Raw genomic sequence first — 22,091 nt, forward strand, 5'->3', positions numbered from 1 at the left:
TTGGGTAACTATCATTTGTCTGTATGCCGAGAGATAAGAAGTGAAAGCAAAAGGATTTACGTTGATGGAAATCACCATTGTGCTCGCAACATTGGGGTCCATTGCTCTCGCAGCTTTACCTGTCTTGCTCGATATCCACCGCCAAGCATACGCGTCTATGCTGCACAGTTCACAGTCCTCTCTGGGGACATCTCTTAAGTTTTTTCATGCCAAAGTTGTTATTGATGATGCACAGGATAGTCAACAAATCACTTATGTTGACCATCAAGTGAAGATGCTCAGTGGCATGCCGGAAGCAAGTGCGAACAGTATCCGTGCTTTATTGGAAATAGGATTACCCGCCAAGGGCAATTCACCCATCGATAAGCCGTGCCATGGCAGCGATTTTTGTATTATGGGCAATCAATTTCCTAACAGTGCACACTTTGTTGAGATCCCAAAATACCAATTTATTGATCACTCTGGTCTAGATCGTGTGGTGTACATCTGGCCGCAGGGCTATACCTTGGAAAGTGAGGCGTGTTATTTCTATTACGTTAATCAAGCATCAAATCGCTCAGTGGTAAGAGGGCATGTTACTGAAGGGTGTTAGGTACGGGCAAACTTGGCGTTCACCTAAAAACACAAAGCCCCAAGTTCAGAACTTAGGGCTTTGTTTATTCTTGGGTTGGAAAACTCAGCGAAGCGCTAAATCTCTGCGACCAACTTTTTTAGTAGGCGTAACATCTCTTTCTGTTCAGCCGGCTCTAACGGGCTCATTAGTGCTTTATTGACGTTCAACGGAATTGGCAGCAAGGTTTCTTTGAGGTTTCGCCCTTCTTCCGTGAGGTAAATTCGGAATGATCGGCGGCTATTTGGATCAGGGTGGCGTTCCACTAAACCAAGCTTCTCAAGCTTGTCCAAAGTGCGAGTCGTGGTTGAGTTTTCTACCTTAGATTTCGCCGCAATATCGCGCTGTGTTACGCCTTCTTCTTCCCATAAACACATCATGGTTGGCCAAAGCGCTACTGTGAGACCATGCTTCTTGAGTTCGATCTCAAATCGCTTTGCCGCATCGTGCGCAACCACGTTGATCATCCAACCAAAACTGTCTTGTCTATCAAACTGTTCGCTCATTTTCTTTCTCTTATGATAAAGCAACGATTGTCATGGTAACCAATGTTGCGGCAACTAGCACCCCCAACGCACGGCTTTGCGGTGCGAGATAGACAATTTTTTGCTCAGCAACAGAGGTTTCTTTGATTGTTTTGGTCTGTTTACCAGTGATCATGGCTTTCACTAATGGTTTGCCTTTTAATTTATAAAGAAGGATCGCGCCAATATGTAAAGCGATCAATATTGGTAAAAGATCGGCCAAGGTTAGATGTAGCCACTCCATGCCAGCGAATACGTCATCGTTAAGCCAAACTTCCGAATAAGGCCATGTGTCGAATACGCCACCAAGAGCCATTCCAGAAATACATTGAAGCAAGAGTGCTGTCAGCATGGTTACTACCATCCAGCCGCCAGCAGGATTGTGACCAGCAGTGGCTGCCGATTTTCCCTTTAAATAAGAAATGACGTCTTCAGGGGAGCGGAGAAATTGACGAAATAGGTTAGTCTCACTACCGATGAATCCCCATACCATTCGCCATACTAGCAGTGTGAATAATGCCAATCCAAGTTGGATATGAGGACCGTTACCAGACAGCCCAGATGCCATCAATGCTATAAAAAGTAAAACTTGACCCCAGTGGTAGAGCCTTGTTGCTAAGTCCCAAATCTTCATCATTTACCTCGATCGTTTTGTTGTGTGATGATCTTCTTTACGGTAATTTACACAACAATAGTTGCGTACGCAACTATTGTTGTGTAAATTTAAATCCAACAACCCAACAATGAAGAACGATTAGGAGAAAGACATGAAAAAGACACTGGCACTGATTGCACTTTTACCGACCATTTTTGTACCAACAACGCTTTTTGCTCAAGACTTCAGCTCTCAAATCGACATGCGCCAGAATGCGTTTGAGCAAATTGAATCTCTATCGAAGCAAGCGGACAAGACTCTGAATGGCAGTAATACCGATTGGCAAGCTTTAGCGCAGATCGGCAATGAACTCTCTCGTCATAGCGAACATTTGCAGCAAGCGTTTCCGCAAGGTAGCCAAGCTGATAGCAAAGCGAAGAAAGAAGTGTGGAGCAAGCCAGAGAACTTCAATCGTTTGATGGTGCAAATGGATGAAGGGTTCGTTCAACTGTATCAAGCAGCGCAAGATCAACAAGTTTCAGCAGCCGAGGCTGGACTCAAACAAGCCCAGAGTACTTGTCGTAGTTGCCATCGCGCATATCGTAGCCGCTGGTAATAGAGTCAACCACATTGAATTTAACTTGAAGCAGATAAGAAAATCGTAAAATAAAAGGTAACCTTATGAACAGAATCATCCTATTGAGCACACTTGCTGTTGCGTCTTTCTCAAGTTTTGCTGCTGATTACGGCGTTGAACTAGCCTGGAATACTAACGATGTGGAGCAGGTTTTACAGACATTACCAAAACAGAAAGCCGCATTTAATCAACTTATCGAGCAAGGTGATGTGAAAGACATGTTCGTTTTACCAAGCAGTATTGATGGTAAAGTGGTACAAATTCTGCGTTTTGTTTTATCAGCAGAAAACGAAGCGGAAGTACAAGCAAAACTGCAAGACTTACCCATGTACCAACAAGATTTGGTGAAGATCGCGAGTATCCAACCTTTGGGTGCTAAATGGTTAGATAACACGCCTGAGAGTGATAACTACAGTGTGACATTGCGTTGGAAAGAGGGGGTTGAGGCTTTAGAAATGGACCGCGTATTGGGTGTCGATTTACAGCGTGTTATCAATCTGAACAACTCTGGTTTAATCACTTCGTCTTATATCAATACCCAAGTACTCGACAATGGCATTGAGCGTCCAATCTATTCAGTCGCTGTGTTAGCCAAGGATGCGCAGCAGGCACAAAACCTAATGTACTCTTTTGAAGCGGTTCAGCTTGGCTATGCGACATTTGAAATTGAATACTTGGGTAAAAAGTTAGATATGAAAAGTTAACCGAAAGTCTCTTTATTCAAAGCTCAAGATACAGGCGTAGCATGTCTTTATGTTGAATGCCGTTTTCCCAAATTGGTTCTGGGTAGTGGAGTAAGAAATGATTTTTGTCCACGCTCTCTACCCTAAAACCTAATCGCTGATAATACGTCAGTTGATAACCAAAGGTACCCGTTCCCAATATCAGTTTTTGAAATGATTGACTTTTCATGGCTTCAATTGCAAAACGCAATAGATTTGAACCAATGCCGCGTTGTTGATGTATTGGCGCGACTGAAACGTTCATGATTTCAGCTTGTGTTTTCGAATGAGGTAATATCACACATGCACCAACAATTTGATTGTCTTCAATAGCGGCAAAGCCAATGGATGTATCAAGATATCGCTCAATGTTATCTTGATTAGGGTCTGCCTCTAGCAGCAAAGTCATTGGAATTTGGTTTGGTGGTAAAGGTTTAAATTCAATCATCACAATTACGTGTTAAGTCGTTGGGCGAGCGAGTATATCGAAAGGTCGGCTTTGCACCCAAGTAGCCTTGGAATCTTAGCTTATCAAGAATGGCTTTTGCTGCTAGCGTTCATTTCGTCTTGCTTTAACACCATTTTTTGACTCATCAGATATTTGCCATTGGGTAGTAACACTTCTCCTAGCTCACCACCATGTTCGAAGCCAAATTGTTCATACAAAGCAATCGCTGCTTGGTTGGTCTTATAAACATTGAGAACAATGGTATCATAACCATACTTCCAACCACTTTGAATGGCGGTTGCTAGAAGTTTTGTTCCTAGTCCTTGGTTGCGATAATGACGATCAATGTGAATGCCAAGAATACCAGTTTTCGCAAACTCTCCACCTTCATAACCGCACATTTCGGCAGGGAAGATCTCAATACTTCCCACTAATTGCCTCCCATCAAAGGCGACAAACTGAGGGATGGATTCTTTTTCTACTCGCGTGATCACATCACTCAACATTGTTCGGTCAGGCGCAGGAGATCGTAAATACTCGCCTTCTTCATATACACGGTTCCAGAGCGCAATAAAATGGTCGATATCGTTGAGAGTAATCGGTCTGATCTGCATTCATCTTCCTTGATTAGTGCATTAAGTGTAGTTGGTTAAACGAGAGTTCCAGTAAAGCCTTGTTGGTTAGCCTAGTATCAGCTCCGATAAACAATGCACTTGAGACGGAATAGGCTTACTTGGAACAGGAAGGTTTTTAGGATTGAACCAAATGACGTTTAGCCCTGCATCCATTGCGGGATAAATGTCTTTTTCTGGTAAGTCTCCCACCATAGTGAGCTGGCTGGGTACTACGTTTAATTGCTCAGCGACCGCGAGATAGAAGCTAGGTTGATTTTTCGCAATACCAAGATTGGCAAAACAAAAGTAACCACTGATGTATTGGTCCAGTCCGACTCGCTGAAATGCCTTTTGCACGTCCTCCATTGCGGAGTCTGATGCACTGGTAGCGATATAAACGCTATGCTGCTGTGACAGTTTTTCTAGCGTTTCTCTGGCGAGAGGCATGGTCTCGACGTGTTCCCAATCGCACATTTTTCCTTGTGCGTGAGGGAAATCTACCATTAAGGTGTTCCCCCAATCGAAAAGATAAATCATGTTCGAATCTCCATTATACCCAAGTAACCTCGAGATGCTTGGTTCAGCGAGAATGACTCGGTTTGTAGACGCGTAGGCGATTTAAAGATCTAGTCACTCTAAATCAAGAATCGGCAACAAAGTATACAAGCCAAGGCCCTTACTATTTGTAACCTTACTATTTGTAAAGAGTGCCCTTCGGGAGCGTGTCATTGACTCGCTTTTTTAATTAAACCAATGGCTGCGTCAAACAACTTGAAAATAGCTGGCTATTACACTGCGTTATTTTCCTTGCTCTCGAATCAATGACAACGCTCTGAATCCCGCATCTTGAAGTCACTTGGGTATATCCGTACATCATATCGTCTTTTCAAAAAGGGGGAGGAAGGTGCCAGAAAGAATTGCGATTCAGGTTAGCTTTAATAGTAAATTTCGCTTAAATGCCGTGATCGTTACAAACATTTCAACATGATGCGCGAGCTCGTCGTAAAGTTAAGTTTGTCATAAAACTGCTGAGCAGCTTGGTTAAACTCCATTACTTCCAGCCTAATTTGAACGGCTCCTGACTCAATGGCCCATTGTTCTACTTGATTCATGAGTAGACTTCCCACTCCCTTTGATTTCTGATTTTCATCCACAACTATGGTTCCGATACGGCAGATTGGGTCTTTGATCAGAAAACTAATGGTTTCATTCTGCGTAATGCTTGCGGTCACAAAACCGATCGCTTGTTGGTTTTGTTCAGCAATTAGAATTAAACGTTCCTTATCTTCCAGAGCATTGGCAAGAAATTGTTTGTCTTGCTCCGAGGGGGCAACAAAGGCTTCAGGAGCATTGAGATGGTGAAGTTCACTGATCTGTTTGTTTAACACAAATAGTGCATCAAGATCTTTGGGTGTAGCTCGTCTTATTTCCATGATCGTTCCTTAATTTCCGCCAGCAAGATCGATAAAGGAGCCAGTGACATACGAGGCTTCATCACTCAGTAACCAAGCAATGGCATTGGCAACTTCGTCCACAGTGCCACCTCGTTTGAGAGGGATTTTTTCGCTGAGTCTGTCGACACGATTGCGTTACCGCCATTTTCTTCTATTTCGTCGACAACTTGTGTGGCAGCGTCAGTCTGCGTACGATAGTTTACGCACACAGAATAACCTTGTGCTGCCAATCGCTTAGCAGTTGCTGCACCAATGCCTCGGCTGGCTCCGGTGATGATGACTACTTTCTGCATAACATATCCTTGTTTTTGTAGTGAATATTATTTTTGTAATGAATAGAGCCTATCAGCGTACTTTATCCCACCGATTTCATAGGCTTCAGGGATGATTTCAGTAAGTTTAAATCCGCACTTTTCCAGTACTCGCTCGGAGCCAATGTTACCTTCCGTCACGGTGGCAGAAAACTCAGAGATATTGTGCTGGTTAAATGCCCAATCAATTACACCCGCAAGAGATTCGGTACCAAATTGTTTACCGTAAAACTCTGGCAACAACAAATACCCAACCTCAGCAATTCCATTTTGCAGTACAAAGCCAGTGATACCGATTGGCTCTGAGCTGCACTTTTCATAAATCACCAAACATAACCAATGTTCACTTTGGGGAGTCCATATTGGCAGACGCGATTCAAATTTCTGTCTCATGTCAGCTTCTGTTGGTGGATCAAAACAAAGAGCAATGATTTCTGGATCACTGGATAGACGTCGATAGAGATCCCAATTGTCCTGAGTGAGCGGTTTTAGCTCGGTTCTTGGGGTAGAAATAGATTGAGATAGCACGTGCGATTCGCCTCCATGTGATCGAGTTTTCATATTTCACACAAACATATCAAAAGTGCTTTGATAAACAACATCTATCGTTATGGCGAATACGTCTGGTCAAGAAAGATTTTTTTAAAAAATGGAATATGGTAAGGAGCCTCTCAATAACGAAAAATAAGTCACCACATAGAGAATAGGCATGACTCAGATCAAGTCGAAATTACTACTAAAGGGGTAAATATGCGACAAAGCATGTAACTTTGTGAGTATTTATTTCTAATTATGTCAATTAAAAAACGTTATATCGCCGCAATGGTGGCAGTGGGTATTGGTGTGGGCTGGCTAACTTTAGGCGGCACCGCAGCAGTGATGCATTACACATCGGACACTGAGTTTTGTCTTTCTTGTCACTCTATGGAAATTCCATACAAAGAGTATCAAGGCTCAGTGCACTTCAGTAACGCTAAAGGTATTCGAGCTGAGTGTTCAGACTGTCATATTCCGAAAGAGCCAATGGATTACTTGATCACTAAGATCCGTGCCTCAAAAGACATTTACCACGAGTTTGTGACTGGCAAGATCGATACGCCTGAGAAGTACGAAGCACATCGTACTGAACTTGCTGAGGTGGTTTGGGCGCAGTTCCGAGAAAATGATTCGGCAACCTGTCGCTCTTGCCACGATTTCGATGCAATGGAAGAGTTCGAGCAATCACGTGACGCGGCGAAGATGCACGCTTACGGTAAAGCGAATGACCAAACGTGTATCGACTGTCACAAAGGTGTAGCGCACTTTGCTCCAGAAGCGGAACTTGATAGCAAAGCGTTTGAAACACTGATGAGCTTCACAACCAAGACAGCAGCAGATGCGAAAGTGGTTTATCCAGTGACGTCTATCAGCATGGGTGACTTTGGTACGGTGAACCCAACAACCAAACTGGACGTTGTGAAAGCTGAGGGAGACAACCGCACGGTTAAGATCAACGCATTCCAAATGAAAGGTGCAGAACAAGTGCTTTACATGGGTGAAGGTCAACGCGCGATTGTCGCAACACTATCTGAACAAGGTCAACAAGCAGTTGAAGCTGGCGAGTTCAAGGCAGATGTATATGGCAACGAGTGGCGCCCTGTCACTCTAACGGCAACGATTGATTCTCCAGTCGTTGATACGCTAGAGCCAGTTTGGTCATACGCGGAAGAGTTGGACAACGTTTACTGTGCAACTTGCCACGCGAAAATTCCTTCAAATCACTTTACTGTGAACGCATGGGGTCCTGTAGCGAAAAGTATGGGTGATCGCACTGATATTTCAGCAGAAAACCTAGAAATTTTGACTAAGTTCTTCCAGCACCACGCGAAAGATGTGGTTGGTCACTAATAGATAAATAGAAGGATAAGATTATGACTAATTTAACTCGTCGCGGATTTCTAAAAGGCACTGGTCTAACTGCTGGTGCTCTAGCTTTCACTTCATTGACGCCAATGAGCGCGCTAGCGTCCGATAAGCGTGGTTCAGGTGTACTCACAGCAGGTCGCATGGGTCCAATGCTATGTGAAGTGAAAGACGGTAAGCTGGTTTCTACCACGAACGCATTGCCACAAACGGTACCAAACAGTCTTCAAACTACGGGGCCTGACCAAGTTCATACTAATGCTCGTGTTAAGTACCCAATGGTACGTAAAGGCTATTTGGCAAACCCATCTGCGCCAGAAGGTGTGCGCGGTAGTGATGAATTCGTTCGCGTGTCTTGGGATGAAGTTTACAAACTGATTCACGAACAACACATGCGCATTCGCAAAGAGCATGGTGCTGAATCGGTGTTTGCTGGTTCTTACGGTTGGCGTTCAAGTGGCGTACTGCACAAAGCACAAACGCTTCTACAGCGCTATATGAGCATGGCAGGCGGTTATTCAGGTCACCTTGGTGACTACTCTACAGGTGCAGCGCAGGTGATCATGCCGCACGTGGTAGGTTCTATTGAAGTATACGAACAGCAAACCACTTACCCTGTGGTTCTTGAGCACAGTGACGTTGTGGTGCTTTGGGGTCTTAACCCAATCAATACCCTAAAAATCGCTTGGAGCTCAACAGACTGTGCGGGTCTTGAGTTCTTCCACCAGCTTAAGAAGTCAGGTAAGACGGTTATTGCTATCGACCCAATGCGTTCAGAAACCATCGAGTTCTTCGGCGAAAACGCAGAATGGATCGCTCCGCATCCTATGACGGATGTGGCAATGATGATGGGTATTGCGCATACGCTTGTGAAACAAGGTAAGCACGACAAAGAATTTTTAGCGAAATACACCACAGGCTACGACGTATTCGAAGCTTACCTAATGGGTAAAGAAGACGGCGTTGAGAAATCTGCAGAGTGGGCGTCTAAGATTTGTGGCGTGCCAGTTAAGCAACTTGAGCTGCTTGCAGACATTTTCAGCAAAAACCGCACAATGCTGATGGCGGGCTGGGGTATGCAGCGCCAACAATACGGAGAGCAACGTCACTGGATGCTAGTGACGCTAGCAACTATGCTGGGTCAAATTGGTCTACCGGGTGGTGGTTTTGGCTTCTCTTACCATTACTCAAACGGTGGTAACCCTGCACGTGATGCGGGTGTGCTTCCTGCGATTTCAGCATCACTAGGTGGCGGATCTTCTGCGGGTAACGATTGGGCGGTTTCTGGCTCTGTTAACGCGTTCCCAGTAGCACGTATTGTTGAAGCGTTAGAAAACCCAGGGATGAGCTACCATCACAATGGTCATGACTTAACGTTCCCTGAGATCAAGATGATTTGGTGGGCAGGCGGTGCGAACTTTACTCACCACCAAGATACCAACCGTTTGATCAAAGCGTGGCAAAAACCAGAGCTTATCGTTATCTCTGAACCATACTGGACAGCGGCAGCGAAGCACGCGGATATTGTTCTACCTATCACCACATCGTTTGAGCGTAACGATATGACCATGACAGGTGACTACAGTAACCAACACCTAGTACCAATGAAGCAAGTGGTAGAGCCTCAAGGTGAAGCTCGTAACGACTTTGATGTATTTGCGGACATGGCAGAATTGCTTGCTCCGGGTGGACGTGATGTCTACACCGAAGGCAAAACGGAAATGGAATGGCTGTATGGCTTCTATAAAGCAGCACAGCAAGGCGGTCGTGGTCAACGCATCGCAATGCCAAACTTCAGTAAATTCTGGGAAGATAATCAGTTGATCGAAATGAAGTGGAATGAGAAAAACGCGCAGTTTGTACGTTACGCTGAATTCCGTGAAAACCCAATTATGAGCCCGCTAGGTACGCCAAGTGGTAAGTTCGAGATCTTCTCTAAGACAATTGAAGGCTACCAGTTAGAAGACTGTCCTCCGCACCCAACTTGGATGGAGCCAACAGAATACACGGGCAATGCCACTGATGGTGAGCTTCAGCTAATGACGGCGCACGCCGCGCATCGACTGCACAGCCAGTTCAACTACGCGAAGATTCGTGAAGAGTACGCGATTGCTGATCGTGAGCCGATTTCTATCCACCCAGAAGATGCAAAAGCACGAGGTATTAAGACCGGTGATCTTGTTCGTGCCTTTAATGGTCGCGGTCAAGTTCTGGTGGGGGCATTGGTTACTGATGGCATCAAGCAAGGTTCTGTTTGTATTCACGAAGGTGGTTGGCCAGATCTAGATCCGAAAACAGGCATCTGTAAAAACGGTGGTTGTAATGTTCTAACGCTAGATATTCCAACTTCTCGTCTTGCGAACGGTTGTGCGGCAAACTCTGCGTTGGTTCGTATCGAGAAATACGAAGGACCAATCCTTGAGCTAACGGCATTTACACCACCTAAGAATGCTTAGTCTCAGTTTAGAATCCAATGTTTAAAATGAACGAAGCCAGCAAGTTGCTGGCTTCTTTTTATCTATTTTTTAAGACTTTTACTTGGTTGCTAAGGCAACGAAAGGCGCTTTTTTTGTAATTTGAAACGTAGGTAGTAAGGTAAATACCACAGCGACAAACACCACTGAACCAATCAAATCCTCAATTCTGTGCATGCCTAGCCACAAACGGCTGTACGCTACGCCCATAGCCCACACCCATAAAGTTGCAGCAGAAAAATAGCACTTATTCTGCAAAAATAACCCACCGAAGAAGGCTAAACAGATTGAAACGAAAATCGTATGACCAGATGGGAAAGAGTAATCTTTTTCACCTTGCCAGTGGCGAGTGCGCCATTCGCTGACTTTCTCAGAAATCTGCCCAATCACATTCGCTTGCTGAGCGGTTTCTAGTTGATAAAACGCTTCTGGATGTTCAATTAATTGCTCTGCAGCAAGCAATTCGGTGTAGGGACGTGGGCTTTCTGTCATTAGCTTCAAGCCTGTTTTGCTGGCAAAACCAATCACCAGTAGCAACCCCAGCATCGACAGTTTTTGCATCCAGTCGGTGCGAGATGGTTTAAAGCGGTAAAGGGACAGCACCAACAACGTCAAGGTAATTAAAAAGCCTTTGCTGCCTGCAGAGTCTGTCAGCAAGGTGAATAGGATGCCAGTACCATCAGAAACGTGAGAAGTAAGATCGTGGAACGAGGCAAACAGCGAAAGCGGGATGATGCCAAGAATGAACAAGGCGAGCATCATCAAACCATATTTTTTTGTTTTCATGAAAAGTCATACAGCAGTCGAAAATAGGCGGCTATCTTACGACAATTGATGTGAAAAACTTATCAACGCTCTGTCAATTCGAGTGTGAAAGTGACATTGCAGGTCTTCGCTGTGAAAGGATGGACTGTTGAAAGTTTTGAGAGTCGAACGCGCTCATCCATAAGCGCGTTGTTCAGGAACCGAGAAGGTTAGCTCATCAAACCCAATAGGTACTCTGATGCGGTTTTTGGATCATCAGCATGGCAAATTGCTGAAACCAAAGCTAAGCCATGAACACCAGTGGCGCTAAGCTGCGGAATGTTACTCTCGTTAATGCCGCCAATGGCAACAATCGGCAGTGAAGTCGTCTCTAACGCCATTTTCAAACCATCAATATCCCAGTGTTTTTTTGTGTTGGTTTTGGTTGGCGTCGCGAATATCGCGCTCAAACCGATGTAATCAATCGGCAGAGAGTTGGCTTCTGCAAGCTGCTCTTCATTTTCGATAGATAAACCGAGAATTTTGTTTGGTCCAATCAATTCACGAGCAATGATTGCTGGCATGTCTGATTGCCCAAGGTGGACCCCATCAGCATCGACAGCCAGTGCGACATCTACGCGGTCATTGATGATCAAAGGCACATCGGTATCTTTAAGGATGTCTTTCACGGCTTGAGCTCGTTCGATAAACGCACGTACATCACCGTGTTTTTCGCGGACTTGTACCATAGTCACGCCACCTTCCACCGCTTTTCTCACAACACGCTTTAGTGTGGCTAAATCTTGTTGGTCATCGGTGACCAAATATAAACGATAGGCGTTCATTGGGTTTCCTTTAAGCCTCTCATTGAAAGAGGATTGAGAGGCTAGTGTTAAAAGAGATAAAAGCTTATTGCACGTGCAGTTTGAGGCGCTTCGCCAATGTTTCTTCATCCAACTGGTAAAGCTCATCCAACAGGTTCATTTGCAGGCTACCTGGACCACGAGCTTGTTCCGCTGCAATCTCGCCAACAACACCTAGTACCGCTGCTGCTGCGAGACCAGTGTCATCACCAACGGCAGCAAAAGCGCCCGTTAGTGCCGTGAGCGTACAGCCCATTCCTGTTACGTATGGCATCATCTCGTGACCATTGTTTAGTTGCACGGTTTGCCCTTTCGTGACGATGTAATCGGTCTCGCCAGAAATCACCACGCTTGCATCATACTCTGTGACTAAGAAGTTGGCTGCACCAAGTGCCGCGTCGCTGCTGTCTAACGCATCGACGCCTTTGCTTTGTGCTTGCTCACCAGCGAGAGCAATGATTTCTGAAGCGTTACCTCGGATGATGAGTTTGTCTGCAAGGCGTGCGATTTCACGTGATGTCTCTGTACGTAGTGAGCTTGCTCCGCAACCGACAGGGTCGAGTACAACGATTTTACCATTGGCATTGGCTTGTTCTACGGCATAGCTCATACGCGGTGTCCAAACGCTGTCTAGGGTTCCAATGTTGATAACCAATGCGCCAGCGAACGACATCATCTCTGCCATTTCCTGCTTGGAGTGCGCCATGATTGGAGAAGCGCCGATGGCCAATAGGGCGTTTGCCGTGTTGTTCATCACCACGTAGTTAGTGATGTTGACGACTAATGGCTTTTGCTGGCGCACTGCGGTTAATGCTTGGGTGATTTGTTCAATTAACATGAGACTCTCCGATTAATCTTGCTGAGCGTTCAGACCTTGTTGCCAGAATGCCACTTCCATACGTGTTGCGGTTTTGAATACCTGAATCAGGTTTTGACCACGCTGGCTATTGATGTCGATTTCCGCCAATAACTGGTTAAAGTGTTCTGCACCTTTTGCGACACCAGATTGGAACTCTTCACCACCGTAGAGATTGATCCAACTTGCGTATGGATTGCCTTCGATTACTGTCTTTTCATCTTCAATCAGCATCTTACCGATAACGGCATAACCGATAGAGCATGGCGCTAGTGCCGCGTATAGATCAACAAGATCGCCCGTCATGCCAGCATCCAATACGTAGCGGGTGTAAGCCACAGTGCCGAAATCTTCTGGCTCGTTTTCTAGATCGGATTCCGTAAGTCCCCATTGCTCACAGTAAGTCACGTGGTGGGCGATTTCAGAATCGAGCAATGCATGTACGCTTGGGAGAGCACGGCGCATGTCATCCAAAGTACGCGCTTTGTAGATCGCTAATGCGTAAGCTCGTGCGTACTGCTTTAGGAACAGAAAATCCTGCTTTAGATAGTGCAGAAAACAAGGTTGAGCCAGAGTGCCTTTCGCCAATTGCAGCACGAAAGCATGCTCAGTGTATTCTTGCCAATCTTGGTGGCAAGCGTCGATCAAGTCTTGGTATTTCATTATGGATATCTCGTTATCAAAAGACCTTAGGCTTTGAGCCTAAGGTCAGTAGAATTAGTCAAAGCTCGGTACGTAATCTTTCGCTTTTGGCAGTGTTTCGATGATGTTTTGTGAATACATGAATTCGGCATAATCATCGTAGCGTTTCAGATCTACTGCAGATGGACGAAGAGCAAAACGAGTTAGCGTGTCATTCCAAGCGCGTTGGTTAAGCTCGTTGTTGAGGGTGTCTGGTGAATAAGCCACGAACTCTTTCCACGACTCTTTTGGATGGTTAACGATGTAAGTGGTTGCTTGCTCTAGCGCTTTGTTGAATGCCTTGATGGCTTCTTTGTCGTAGGTTTTCGCATTGGCTACGAAGACTAACTCGTCATACGCTGGCACGCCGTGTTCTTCAGGGAAGAAGGCTTTAGCTTTATAACCTTCTAGTGCCAGTTGGTTGGTTTCGAAGTTACGTAGACCGCCCCAAATCGCATCCACTTTGCCAGACGCAAGAGACGAAGACAGTGCCCAACCTACGTTGATGATTTGTACGTCAGAAAACTTCACGTTCTCTTGAGCTAACATAGTGCCGATTGTTGCTTCTTCGTTGCCTGCGATCGCAATACCGATCTTCTTGCCTTTCAAGTCGCCAAGGTTTTCATTCTTACCGTTATCCAACACCATCAGAGTGTTGAGTGGCGTAGCAATCAAAGTCGCAGAGCGGATTAGTGGCAAACCAGCCGCGACATCGATAGTTAGGCTCGGTTGGTATGAAATCGCCATGTCGACCTTGCCAGCAGCGACCAACTTAGGTGGTGTACTTGGATCTGCAGGCTCTTGAATGTTGACCTTCAAACCTTGTTCTTTGAAGTAACCGCGCTCTTTGGCAATCACGATAGGACCATGGTTTGGATTGACGAACCAATCCAACATCAGTGTCATCTCTTTTTCAGCGGCAAGGACGTTGGTTGATACCACTGAAGCGAGTAGAGCAGCAGCGCTCATAAGTTTGTTTTTATTCACGGGGTTCTTCCTTTTCTTTCCCAATTTCCTTTGGTTATTTTCGGCAATTACTTGCTTTCCCAAGGGATGGCTTTTTTCAATAATTTATCGGTGATGAAGTAGAGTGCGATAGACAGCACGGCGAGGATAAACAGCGCCGCAAACATCTCATCAATGATCATGCGAGCGTTAGCTTGGAGCATCAGATAACCCAAGCCTTCACTTGAACCTACCCACTCACCGACCACTGCTCCAATTGGCGCAATAACGACGGCAACACGAATACCTGAAGCTAACGTTGGTAGTGCGGCTGGCAATTGAATATGACGAAGTAACTGCCATTTAGACGCGCCCATGGTCTTGGCAAGATCGAGGTACCCTGTTGGTGTATTGCGTAAGCCGTCATAGCAACATGTCGTGACGGGGAAAAAGATGATGATCGCCGCCATGACGACTTTCGATGCAATGCCGTAACCCAGCCAAAGCATGAGCACTGGCGCGATGGCGAACACAGGGATCGCTTGGCTAGCAATCAGAATTGGCAGTAACCAACGCTTCAGCGGTTCGAACATCAGCATTTGCAATGCGAACAGCAAACCCATCGATAATCCAAGCGCCAAGCCAAGTAAAATCTCTTGCGCAGTAACCCAAGTATGTTTGAGCAATACATCGTAACGAGTGACCAATCTATCCAGCACTTCAATAGGTGAAGGTAAGATGAAGCTTGGCATATCGAATATCACCACGACCAACTGCCACAATCCCAAGATCACCGCAGTGCTTATGACCAAGCGCAGAGCTGGATGGGTCACGCGTTCTTTTTTATTAATACGTGCCGAAACGGAGTTGTACTGAGTCATATCACTCATAGTCTTTCTCCAATTGATCCAAAATCGCTTGTTGAAGCGCGGCGCACTCTCCATCGAGAACTCGTGGCGGCTTGGAATCCGGAACAACCAAGTGCTGAGCTTGCGCAGGCGTGCCTTGCAATACATAGAGTTGGTGAGCTAATCGCACCGCTTCTTGTGGGTCGTGGGTAATAAGAACAACCGTCTTATCTTTCAATAATTCGGCAGACAAGGTTTGCAACTTATGGCGAGTAACCGCGTCCAACGCAGAGAAAGGCTCATCCATCAGAACCAGAGGCTTGTCTTGCATCAGAGTGCGAGCAAGGGCAACACGTTGTCTCATGCCGCCAGAGAGCTGAGCTGGCTTAGCATCCGCGTAATCGGCGAGTCCCACTTGGCTGAGTAAAGTCAGTGCACGTTGTTTATTTTGTTCTGGTGCTTGATCTTGAGAAAATCGAGAACTTAGGCAGACGTTGTCTAACACATTTAACCACGGCAGCAACAAGTCTTGCTGCGCCATGTAGGCAGTACGTTCGTTTAGGGCGATGCCATCCGTTGTGGTTAATTCACCATGCCATTCGACTTTGTCGTCTAACAACCCAGCTAGATAACGAAGGATCGTCGTTTTTCCGCAACCACTGCGACCAAGTAACACCGTCCATTGATTGGCAGGGATGGTCATACTCAACCCTGCTAATGTTGGTGTTTGGCTGTCTTTGTATTGCAGACTTGCTTCGGTAAGCTGAATGCCGAGTGCATTAGCGCACATGCGTGTGACCTGTAAAAAAATGGTTCACAGGACCATGACCTTTACCGACATCCAATTCGTCAGCGTGTGCGATAGCTTGGCTGATGTACTGCTTACCTAGGTGCACCGCTTTGTGCAGGTTGTTGCCTTGACCAAGGTAAGACGCGATAGCAGAAGACAGCGTGCAGCCTGTGCCATGGGTGTTTTTGGTTGGAAAGCGTTTAGCGCTAATTAACTCGGCATTGTCTTGCATGATCAGTAGATCGTTGCTGTTTTCGTCTTTTTCCAGATGACCGCCTTTTAACAGCACCGCTTTTGCCCCTAATGCGCGCAAGTCAGCAATCATATCGTTCATTTCAGATTCTGATTGAGGAACTGGTTTACCTGTCAATGCTGCACCTTCAGGTAGGTTAGGGGTAATGATGTCTGCGAGCGGAATCAATTCTTCTTTTAAAGTGCTGATTGCCGACTGTTCCAGTAATAGATCGCCGCTGGTGGCCACCATAACAGGGTCAATCACGAGGTGTTTTGGCTGGTATTGTTTAATTTTGTCTGCAACGACTTTGATGATATTGGAATCGGCCAGCATGCCCACTTTAACTGCAACGATGTTGAGGTCGGTAAATACCGCATCAAGTTGGCTCTCTACATGGTCGAGAGGGATTGGGAAAATCGCAGAAACGCCTTGGGTATTTTGCGAAGTAATCGCCGTGATTACCGAGCAAGCAAAACTGCCGGTTGCGGACATCGCTTTTATGTCGGCTTGAATGCCTGCGCCGCCACCGCTATCAGAACCTGCAATCGTTAACACAATCGGTGTGTCTGTTGAAGTTGCTGCTTGTGGCTGTGTTGATGGTTTTTCTTGGCTTGACTGCTGCGCCATGGTCGCTCCTATTACAAGACGTACAGGAACTGACTTGGCCAAGCAAGGGAAGATCGGTGATCGGATCCATTGGGCTAGCTGCACTGGTAGAGACTCAAGGCAAGCTAGTGGCAAAGTGATGATAGTTCCCTACGTCAGTGCTAACTGAATCAGGTTCAACGGGTCTCGAATTTCGATCTCAGCCGATGCATTCACTGCATGGGCCCCCCGACTATTTCGTCAAGATAATAGCAGTTCACTCAGTTACGGTGCACGTGTTTTTTTATGGCTAGAGAGAGTCATCATTTAAATATGAGAACTGGATTCTCTTCGTAATTAGAGCCCTAGCGTTGTTAACTGCGCTCACTCGCCCAATCACATAGGCTAACTATGCTCATGGGACTCTTTCGCTTGTTGCCTAGCTGGAACCCTAATTATTTTGTGAATCCAACAGAAATGTGGTGGCAGAATTTAGTGTAAATAACGTGCTGCATTGAAACTGGCAGTTCAAGACACTATCTAATAGTGAGATGTCGACATAATACGTAACGATTCGTTCTTTGATTTAGCAAGGATTAGCATAAAACAAGGTTAAAAAAGTGTTAATATTTAACGTGTTGCCAATATCCTTTTGAGTCATCCAATTTAGGTTATGACTGTTATAAACAGAGTCTAACTCAAAGGTGGGGAAGGCTAGGACGATCAACGAGCAAGGAGATTTCATGCTTAATTCTGTAACAGCGAAAGCGGTGATCGATCATGCCCTCTTTTTAGGGGCTGATTTCGCTGAGCTATTCGTTGAACACCATCAAACCAACACTGTCCAGATCGCATCTGGTGAGGTGGACAAGGTGAACTCGGGTATCGATTTTGGTATCGGTATTCGTCTCTTCTTCGGTCATAAAGTGCTTTACGGTTACACCAACAGCACCGATGAAGCCGAGCTTAAACGCGTAACCTCACTGCTTGCAGCAAAAGACAAGCGTGAGCAAATCGCCTCAGCAGGTTCTCTCAATCTGAACCGCTACCCAATTCAACATGGTTGTCGTATGCCACTTGGCAAAGACGCTAACCTAGATTCTAAAATTGCTTTCTTATTGCAAGTTGACCAAGCCGCACGCGCAGAGAGTGAACATATCAGCCAGTTCATCGGCAGCGTGCTTCAGCGCGAACAGCAAGTGTCTATCTTCAACTCAGAAGGTCTACACGTTGACGATACTCGCCACTACATCCGAGTTGCTGGTAATACCGTCGCTCAAAAAGGTAATGAGCAGTCTTCAGGTATGGAAGGTCCTGGTGCTCTTGCGGGTTGGGAATTCAGTGAACAGCTTGATGCCAAAGAGCTAGGTCAAACTATCGCGCAGCAAGCGTTGGTTAAACTTGGTGCGGATGCTTGTCCATCGGGTGAAATGCCGGTGGTGATTGGTAACGGCTTTGGTGGCGTTATCTTCCATGAAGCATGTGGTCACTTGTTAGAAACCACTTCAGTTGCGAAGAAAGCATCAGTCTTCCACGACAAGATGGGCGAAATGGTTGCTCACACCGCAGTGAATGCAGTCGATGATGGCACCATGACTAACGAATGGGGCTCGATTCATGTTGATGATGAAGGCATGAAGACTCAGCGCACTCAATTGATCAAAGACGGTAAGCTTACCAGCTTCATGGTCGATAAAATGGGGGGCATGAAGACAGGTTACGAACCTACGGGGTCTGGTCGTCGTCAAAACTACAAGTTCGCACCAACCTCGCGTATGCGTAACACCTTTATCGAAGAAGGCGAGCATTCACTTGATGACATGCTGACAGGCATCGAGCGTGGTATCTATGCGAAGAAGATGGGCGGCGGCTCGGTTCAACCGGGTACGGGGGAGTTCAACTTTGCCGTTCGTGAAGCTTACCTCATTGAAAATGGCAAAATCACCAAACCTCTGAAAACTGCAACGCTGATCAGCACGGGTCCAAAAGTGCTGAAAGAAATCAGCATGGTCGGCAAAGACATGGCGCTTGCGCCGGGCATGTGTGGTTCCGTGAGTGGTTCAGTGCCAACAACAGTCGGTCAGCCAACGCTGAAAGTAGATAACATTCTGGTAGGAGGCGGTAACTAATGAGCCAAGAACAACAACTTCTTAATGCGGTTGATTACGTCCTATCAGAAGCAAAACGCCAAGGTGCAGAAGCGGACGTCATTGTAAACTGCAACAGCAGCTTTTCTTTGAAAGCGAACCAAGGAAAGCTGGATGAGTACAAAGTAAGCTCAAGCCAAGTTCTGGGTGTTCGTGTTGTGAAAGATGCGCGTGTTGCAACAAGCTATTCTGAGTCGTTAGAGCAACCAAGCTTGGATTTGATGCTAACCAACGCACTGCAAAGCGCTCGCTTTTCCAAGCAAGATGAACATCAGAAGATTAGTTGCGTGAACAGTCAAATCGCGACTGATGTTGCTGAGATTGCGCAACAAGATACAACTTCTGTTGACGAAAAAATCGAACTGTCTCTCGCTCTTGAGCAAGGCGTAGTGGCTCTGCCTCACGCTTCTAGCGCACCTTACAATGGTTACAGCGATGGCGAAACACAACTGATCATTGCCAATACTCAAGGCACATTGTGTCAACACTTCGAGCGCTCGTTCACTTGTTACGCGTATACCTTGTTTGAAAAAGACGGCAAACAGTCAATGGCGGGTAGAATGTCACTGGGTCGCCGTTTTGATGAGTTGAATCCAGCTTACTGTATAGAAGGCGGTTACAACCTTGCTCGAGATCTTCTTGAAGGTGCACCGGTTGCGACGGGTAACTACCCTGCTATCTTCCATATCAATGCGCTAGCAAGTTTATTCGGTGCTTTCGGCAGTGCTTTCTCTGGCGTAAGCGCGATGAAAGGAATTACGCCACTGGGTGATAAGCTTGGTCAACGTGTTGCGAGTGATTTAATTACCTTTACTGATGCGGCTTACATGCCAAATGGTATGACAATCGCAAGTTTTGATAGTGAAGGCTTTGCTACTCAAGACAATGTGATGATTGCTAATGGTGAGTTGAAAACCTTGCTACACAACAGCCAGACCGCAAGTTACTTGGGTGCAGTCTCGACAGCAAGTGCCGCTCGCGGTGCAAAATCGAGCCTAGAAGTATCGGCGAATCACAAAGTGATTGCGACGGGTAACAGCAGTGCGTCAGAAGTAAAAGCGGGTGAGTACCTAGAGTTAGTCGAACTTCAAGGTGTCCATTCTGGTGCGGATGCAGTGAGTGGTGATTTCTCATTTGGTGCGAGTGGCTTCTTATGCCGTGATGGTGAGCGCATTCAACCAGTACGTGGTATCACTGTAGCGGGTAACTTCTACAAGATGCTGCAAGAAGTTGAGGCAGTGGGTGATACTCAGCTAATCAACGATAGCCGAACTTTCTTCTCACCAGACGTTCGTTTTGCTCGTTTGAGCATTGGTGGTAAGTAAACTTAGCATTACTATAGAAACAAAAAGAGGACTCAATGGAGTCCTCTTTCTTTTATCGAATGATTAACTCGTGAGAATTAAAATTCGCGAATGTCTAACTCATTGTGGATCAATACCACACACTGAGAAGCGAACAGCATCTTAGGACCTAAGCTGATCTTCTCTGTGCCAAGGCGCTTTAAGCTGTTAAAAGACTTCTTCGGCATCGGAATATGGTCAGTTAGCAAGAAACATGGGTTTCCACCGATTTCTGCATCACGAACAAATTCGCCTTTTTTATCCAACATATATAGTTGGTGATCTTCTGCCAGTTCTTGCACTAGGCGTTCAAAGCTGACTGTACGAACGGTGATACCAGGTTCGACTTCACGAAGCTGCTCTTTACCCATACCAACCGAAGCGTCTAAAGCGCGAGCCACCGCTGCAATCAAAGTTGACTCATGGAAGCCGCCAATGTTGGTTATGTCGTTGGAGCGAATGGTAATGGTACGTGAGAAATCTTTTGTGCTTTCTAAAACCAAGTGAACAACCACATCTTCACGGTGTGATTGAGCAACGAACATAGTGTTCATCATGGTATGAGCAAGAATCTCTGTATGCGCTTCATTACCAACACCTTCTAACAGTGCTTTGCTGGTGGTTGGCGCCGCGCGAGCTCGTAAAACAAAAGAGCGCATGAATTTAGCCTCTATATAGGAAGAGTGAATGCGCGGAAGTATATACCCAAGCAGGGAAGGGATGCGAGTTTAATAGCAAATGTGAACTTACTTACAAAGCTTCGATTGTCGTAAGGAGTGTGCTGGTTAGAATAGAGGCAACCTGTTAGGAGCGGTATATGGAAATCAAAAAAATAAACAAACAAGTCTATAGAAAGAAGGTCAACCTAGTGATTGGTGGCTTTGTTGCCTTGCTTGCGATCTCTTCTCTTGCTTTTAGTACTTTATTAATTATCTTGTTCGGTAATACAGATGTAGTACCTGAACAATCGACGGGGAACTTTCATTGGAACTTAATTGGTGTTGTGCTCGCCTTAGCCACTTCACTGTCTTTGTTGAACCAATTCAAAACACGCCCTTATATGGAAGAAGTGTTGTATGTCTGGAAACTCAAGCAACTGCACAACAAGATCTTTCGCAAACTGAAAAGCATTAAAGCCGCTTCTGTTGAGCACGATGTAAAAGCGCTGACGATACTTAAGTTCTACTATACGACTCAAAGTCAGGTGTTTGAGTTAGACAACAACACATTAACGATGAGCAGTGTAAATAAAGAATTAGAGGCAATTGAACAAATAGAAGCGGCGCAATCACTGGATCTGGATATCGCTAGCTTTGAAGAGTCTTGGATAGACACATATTGATTGCCTATTTGCTACTTGAAGTTAACAACTAAGTGCTAAAAATAAGCGTTTGAGTGAGATTTCATCACTCAACGCTTTTTTTTAAGTTTTTTTCTAAAAAAGGGTTGCCAAGAAAAATCATCTCCCTATAATGCGCCTCCGTTGTCAGGGCAAAGCGGAAACGCAAAAGCGGTTGGCAATGAGGCGAAAGAAAAAGCTTCTAAAAATTAATTTAAAAAAGTGTTTGACACTAAGAATTAATTCCTTAGAATACGCCTCCGCTTCGATAACAAAGCTTACGAAGCAAGCTCTTTAACAATATAGACCTATCAATCTGTGTGGGCACTCGTTGATGATAATCCAATTAGATAATTTCTCTTAATAAAGAGCGGTTTCAAATTAGGTTTCAATGAAACGAAGTGACCAATCAAGTCTTCGGACT

Annotated in this window: 24 protein-coding genes, 1 pseudogene and 1 riboswitch; of the genes and pseudogenes, 8 read left to right on the forward strand and 17 right to left on the reverse strand. The window is 45.6% G+C overall.

The genetic code is table 11. The features are described 5' to 3' along the window. The first annotated feature begins 64 nt into the window (after positions 1–64). Positions 65–592, forward strand: a complete 528-nt coding sequence (locus tag AACR11_RS26705) for a hypothetical protein (protein ID WP_005449560.1) — start codon at positions 65–67, stop codon at positions 590–592. Positions 593–687: 95 nt separating this feature from the next. Here AACR11_RS26705 and AACR11_RS26710 read toward each other — a convergent pair whose 3' ends face one another. Then, on the reverse strand, positions 688–1,116 hold the full coding sequence (locus tag AACR11_RS26710) for a MarR family winged helix-turn-helix transcriptional regulator (RefSeq protein WP_009695880.1): 429 nt from the start codon (positions 1,114–1,116) through the stop codon (positions 688–690). 10 nt (positions 1,117–1,126) lie between these two features. Further along, positions 1,127–1,768 (reverse strand): cytochrome b/b6 domain-containing protein, encoded by a 642-nt coding sequence (locus AACR11_RS26715; protein WP_029788728.1) that lies wholly within the window; start codon positions 1,766–1,768, stop codon positions 1,127–1,129. A 133-nt stretch (positions 1,769–1,901) separates the two neighbouring features. Here AACR11_RS26715 and AACR11_RS26720 point away from each other — a divergent pair, with 133 nt between their 5' ends. Then, on the forward strand, positions 1,902–2,345 hold the full coding sequence (locus AACR11_RS26720) for a c-type cytochrome (protein WP_050922524.1): 444 nt from the start codon (positions 1,902–1,904) through the stop codon (positions 2,343–2,345). Positions 2,346–2,410: 65 nt separating this feature from the next. Further along, complete coding sequence (locus tag AACR11_RS26725; protein ID WP_029788729.1) at positions 2,411–3,070, forward strand: hypothetical protein; 660 nt, start codon at positions 2,411–2,413, stop codon at positions 3,068–3,070. A gap of 16 nt (positions 3,071–3,086) precedes the next feature. On the opposite strand, the gene AACR11_RS26730 is transcribed toward AACR11_RS26725, so the two are convergent. The 6 genes and pseudogenes from AACR11_RS26730 to AACR11_RS26755 all read right to left on the reverse strand — a co-directional run bounded on the left by AACR11_RS26730 (position 3,087) and on the right by AACR11_RS26755 (position 6,476). Then, on the reverse strand, positions 3,087–3,536 hold the full coding sequence (locus AACR11_RS26730; RefSeq protein WP_017818231.1) for a GNAT family N-acetyltransferase: 450 nt from the start codon (positions 3,534–3,536) through the stop codon (positions 3,087–3,089). 83 nt (positions 3,537–3,619) lie between these two features. Then, the gene (locus tag AACR11_RS26735; protein ID WP_005449536.1) at positions 3,620–4,150 is read right to left on the reverse strand and encodes a GNAT family N-acetyltransferase; all 531 of its coding nucleotides are present in this window, start codon (positions 4,148–4,150) and stop codon (positions 3,620–3,622) included. Positions 4,151–4,216: 66 nt separating this feature from the next. After that, positions 4,217–4,687 (reverse strand): HAD family hydrolase, encoded by a 471-nt coding sequence (locus tag AACR11_RS26740; protein ID WP_009695874.1) that lies wholly within the window; start codon positions 4,685–4,687, stop codon positions 4,217–4,219. A 431-nt stretch (positions 4,688–5,118) separates the two neighbouring features. Further along, on the reverse strand, positions 5,119–5,583 hold the full coding sequence (locus AACR11_RS26745; RefSeq protein WP_029788730.1) for a GNAT family N-acetyltransferase: 465 nt from the start codon (positions 5,581–5,583) through the stop codon (positions 5,119–5,121). A gap of 9 nt (positions 5,584–5,592) precedes the next feature. Further along, positions 5,593–5,897 (reverse strand): annotated as a pseudogene (locus AACR11_RS26750) (SDR family oxidoreductase). A gap of 27 nt (positions 5,898–5,924) precedes the next feature. Continuing rightward, positions 5,925–6,476: a GNAT family N-acetyltransferase gene (locus AACR11_RS26755; RefSeq protein WP_029788732.1), complete on the reverse strand. Its 552-nt coding sequence runs from the start codon at positions 6,474–6,476 to the stop codon at positions 5,925–5,927. 231 nt (positions 6,477–6,707) lie between these two features. On the opposite strand from AACR11_RS26755, the gene AACR11_RS26760 reads away from it, so the two are divergent. Then, positions 6,708–7,802, forward strand: coding sequence for a NapC/NirT family cytochrome c (locus tag AACR11_RS26760; RefSeq protein WP_029788733.1), 1,095 nt, complete (start codon positions 6,708–6,710; stop codon positions 7,800–7,802). A gap of 23 nt (positions 7,803–7,825) precedes the next feature. Then, on the forward strand, positions 7,826–10,273 hold the full coding sequence (locus AACR11_RS26765; RefSeq protein ID WP_029788734.1) for a molybdopterin guanine dinucleotide-containing S/N-oxide reductase: 2,448 nt from the start codon (positions 7,826–7,828) through the stop codon (positions 10,271–10,273). 78 nt (positions 10,274–10,351) lie between these two features. Here AACR11_RS26765 and AACR11_RS26770 read toward each other — a convergent pair whose 3' ends face one another. The 8 genes from AACR11_RS26770 to thiD all read right to left on the reverse strand — a co-directional run bounded on the left by AACR11_RS26770 (position 10,352) and on the right by thiD (position 16,880). Beyond that, on the reverse strand, positions 10,352–11,077 hold the full coding sequence (locus AACR11_RS26770; RefSeq protein ID WP_009697284.1) for a phosphatase PAP2 family protein: 726 nt from the start codon (positions 11,075–11,077) through the stop codon (positions 10,352–10,354). A gap of 188 nt (positions 11,078–11,265) precedes the next feature. Next, positions 11,266–11,880 carry a thiamine phosphate synthase gene (gene thiE / locus AACR11_RS26775; RefSeq protein WP_029788736.1) on the reverse strand — a complete coding sequence of 205 codons (615 nt, stop codon included), beginning with the start codon at positions 11,878–11,880 and terminating at the stop codon, positions 11,266–11,268. A 64-nt stretch (positions 11,881–11,944) separates the two neighbouring features. Further along, positions 11,945–12,736, reverse strand: coding sequence for a hydroxyethylthiazole kinase (thiM, locus tag AACR11_RS26780; protein WP_029788737.1), 792 nt, complete (start codon positions 12,734–12,736; stop codon positions 11,945–11,947). A gap of 12 nt (positions 12,737–12,748) precedes the next feature. Next, entirely contained in the window at positions 12,749–13,417 is a 669-nt protein-coding gene (tenA, locus tag AACR11_RS26785) for a thiaminase II (protein WP_005449514.1), read from the reverse strand. 54 nt (positions 13,418–13,471) lie between these two features. Further along, positions 13,472–14,422, reverse strand: coding sequence for an ABC transporter substrate-binding protein (locus tag AACR11_RS26790; RefSeq protein WP_029788739.1), 951 nt, complete (start codon positions 14,420–14,422; stop codon positions 13,472–13,474). A gap of 47 nt (positions 14,423–14,469) precedes the next feature. Next, entirely contained in the window at positions 14,470–15,270 is an 801-nt protein-coding gene (locus tag AACR11_RS26795; RefSeq protein ID WP_005428301.1) for an ABC transporter permease, read from the reverse strand. Then, positions 15,263–16,018 (reverse strand): ABC transporter ATP-binding protein, encoded by a 756-nt coding sequence (locus tag AACR11_RS26800; RefSeq protein WP_029788741.1) that lies wholly within the window; start codon positions 16,016–16,018, stop codon positions 15,263–15,265. The genes AACR11_RS26795 and AACR11_RS26800 overlap by 8 nt, the downstream gene beginning before the upstream one ends. After that, positions 16,008–16,880 carry a bifunctional hydroxymethylpyrimidine kinase/phosphomethylpyrimidine kinase gene (thiD, locus tag AACR11_RS26805; RefSeq protein WP_029788742.1) on the reverse strand — a complete coding sequence of 291 codons (873 nt, stop codon included), beginning with the start codon at positions 16,878–16,880 and terminating at the stop codon, positions 16,008–16,010. The genes AACR11_RS26800 and thiD overlap by 11 nt, the downstream gene beginning before the upstream one ends. Positions 16,881–16,989: 109 nt before the next feature. After that, positions 16,990–17,100: riboswitch (TPP riboswitch) on the reverse strand. A 481-nt stretch (positions 17,101–17,581) separates the two neighbouring features. On the opposite strand from thiD, the gene AACR11_RS26810 reads away from it, so the two are divergent. After that, positions 17,582–18,967 carry a TldD/PmbA family protein gene (locus AACR11_RS26810; protein ID WP_009697276.1) on the forward strand — a complete coding sequence of 462 codons (1,386 nt, stop codon included), beginning with the start codon at positions 17,582–17,584 and terminating at the stop codon, positions 18,965–18,967. Further along, positions 18,967–20,310, forward strand: coding sequence for a TldD/PmbA family protein (locus AACR11_RS26815; RefSeq protein WP_029788744.1), 1,344 nt, complete (start codon positions 18,967–18,969; stop codon positions 20,308–20,310). Before AACR11_RS26810 ends, AACR11_RS26815 begins: the two co-directional genes overlap by 1 nt. 77 nt (positions 20,311–20,387) lie before the next feature. Here AACR11_RS26815 and trmY read toward each other — a convergent pair whose 3' ends face one another. Continuing rightward, positions 20,388–20,987, reverse strand: a complete 600-nt coding sequence (gene trmY / locus AACR11_RS26820; RefSeq protein ID WP_005374282.1) for a tRNA (pseudouridine(54)-N(1))-methyltransferase TrmY — start codon at positions 20,985–20,987, stop codon at positions 20,388–20,390. Between the two features lie 158 nt (positions 20,988–21,145). On the opposite strand from trmY, the gene AACR11_RS26825 reads away from it, so the two are divergent. Further along, positions 21,146–21,670 carry a DUF3087 domain-containing protein gene (locus AACR11_RS26825; RefSeq protein ID WP_005449505.1) on the forward strand — a complete coding sequence of 175 codons (525 nt, stop codon included), beginning with the start codon at positions 21,146–21,148 and terminating at the stop codon, positions 21,668–21,670. The last annotated feature ends 421 nt before the right edge of the window (positions 21,671–22,091 follow it).

This window comes from Vibrio sp. L85 (assembly GCF_963871815.1).
In the GTDB taxonomy this organism is placed as follows: domain Bacteria; phylum Pseudomonadota; class Gammaproteobacteria; order Enterobacterales; family Vibrionaceae; genus Vibrio; species Vibrio harveyi.

What these genes read in the sequence shown, in the direction of transcription:
- AACR11_RS26825 (WP_005449505.1), top strand. Translation starts at nt 21,146, where the DNA reads ATGGAAATCAAAAAAATAAACAAACAAGTCTATAGAAAGAAGGTCAAC.
- AACR11_RS26720 (WP_050922524.1), top strand. Translation starts at nt 1,902, where the DNA reads ATGAAAAAGACACTGGCACTGATTGCACTTTTACCGACCATTTTTGTA.
- thiE (WP_029788736.1), bottom strand. Translation starts at nt 11,880, where the DNA reads ATGAACGCCTATCGTTTATATTTGGTCACCGATGACCAACAAGATTTA.
- AACR11_RS26810 (WP_009697276.1), top strand. Translation starts at nt 17,582, where the DNA reads ATGCTTAATTCTGTAACAGCGAAAGCGGTGATCGATCATGCCCTCTTT.
- AACR11_RS26765 (WP_029788734.1), top strand. Translation starts at nt 7,826, where the DNA reads ATGACTAATTTAACTCGTCGCGGATTTCTAAAAGGCACTGGTCTAACT.
- AACR11_RS26800 (WP_029788741.1), bottom strand. Translation starts at nt 16,018, where the DNA reads ATGTGCGCTAATGCACTCGGCATTCAGCTTACCGAAGCAAGTCTGCAA.
- AACR11_RS26710 (WP_009695880.1), bottom strand. Translation starts at nt 1,116, where the DNA reads ATGAGCGAACAGTTTGATAGACAAGACAGTTTTGGTTGGATGATCAAC.
- AACR11_RS26795 (WP_005428301.1), bottom strand. Translation starts at nt 15,270, where the DNA reads ATGAGTGATATGACTCAGTACAACTCCGTTTCGGCACGTATTAATAAA.
- AACR11_RS26715 (WP_029788728.1), bottom strand. Translation starts at nt 1,768, where the DNA reads ATGAAGATTTGGGACTTAGCAACAAGGCTCTACCACTGGGGTCAAGTT.
- trmY (WP_005374282.1), bottom strand. Translation starts at nt 20,987, where the DNA reads ATGCGCTCTTTTGTTTTACGAGCTCGCGCGGCGCCAACCACCAGCAAA.
- AACR11_RS26705 (WP_005449560.1), top strand. Translation starts at nt 65, where the DNA reads ATGGAAATCACCATTGTGCTCGCAACATTGGGGTCCATTGCTCTCGCA.
- thiD (WP_029788742.1), bottom strand. Translation starts at nt 16,880, where the DNA reads ATGGCGCAGCAGTCAAGCCAAGAAAAACCATCAACACAGCCACAAGCA.
- AACR11_RS26770 (WP_009697284.1), bottom strand. Translation starts at nt 11,077, where the DNA reads ATGAAAACAAAAAAATATGGTTTGATGATGCTCGCCTTGTTCATTCTT.
- AACR11_RS26815 (WP_029788744.1), top strand. Translation starts at nt 18,967, where the DNA reads ATGAGCCAAGAACAACAACTTCTTAATGCGGTTGATTACGTCCTATCA.
- AACR11_RS26755 (WP_029788732.1), bottom strand. Translation starts at nt 6,476, where the DNA reads ATGAAAACTCGATCACATGGAGGCGAATCGCACGTGCTATCTCAATCT.
- thiM (WP_029788737.1), bottom strand. Translation starts at nt 12,736, where the DNA reads ATGTTAATTGAACAAATCACCCAAGCATTAACCGCAGTGCGCCAGCAA.
- AACR11_RS26735 (WP_005449536.1), bottom strand. Translation starts at nt 4,150, where the DNA reads ATGCAGATCAGACCGATTACTCTCAACGATATCGACCATTTTATTGCG.
- AACR11_RS26730 (WP_017818231.1), bottom strand. Translation starts at nt 3,536, where the DNA reads ATGATTGAATTTAAACCTTTACCACCAAACCAAATTCCAATGACTTTG.
- tenA (WP_005449514.1), bottom strand. Translation starts at nt 13,417, where the DNA reads ATGAAATACCAAGACTTGATCGACGCTTGCCACCAAGATTGGCAAGAA.
- AACR11_RS26760 (WP_029788733.1), top strand. Translation starts at nt 6,708, where the DNA reads ATGTCAATTAAAAAACGTTATATCGCCGCAATGGTGGCAGTGGGTATT.
- AACR11_RS26740 (WP_009695874.1), bottom strand. Translation starts at nt 4,687, where the DNA reads ATGATTTATCTTTTCGATTGGGGGAACACCTTAATGGTAGATTTCCCT.
- AACR11_RS26725 (WP_029788729.1), top strand. Translation starts at nt 2,411, where the DNA reads ATGAACAGAATCATCCTATTGAGCACACTTGCTGTTGCGTCTTTCTCA.
- AACR11_RS26745 (WP_029788730.1), bottom strand. Translation starts at nt 5,583, where the DNA reads ATGGAAATAAGACGAGCTACACCCAAAGATCTTGATGCACTATTTGTG.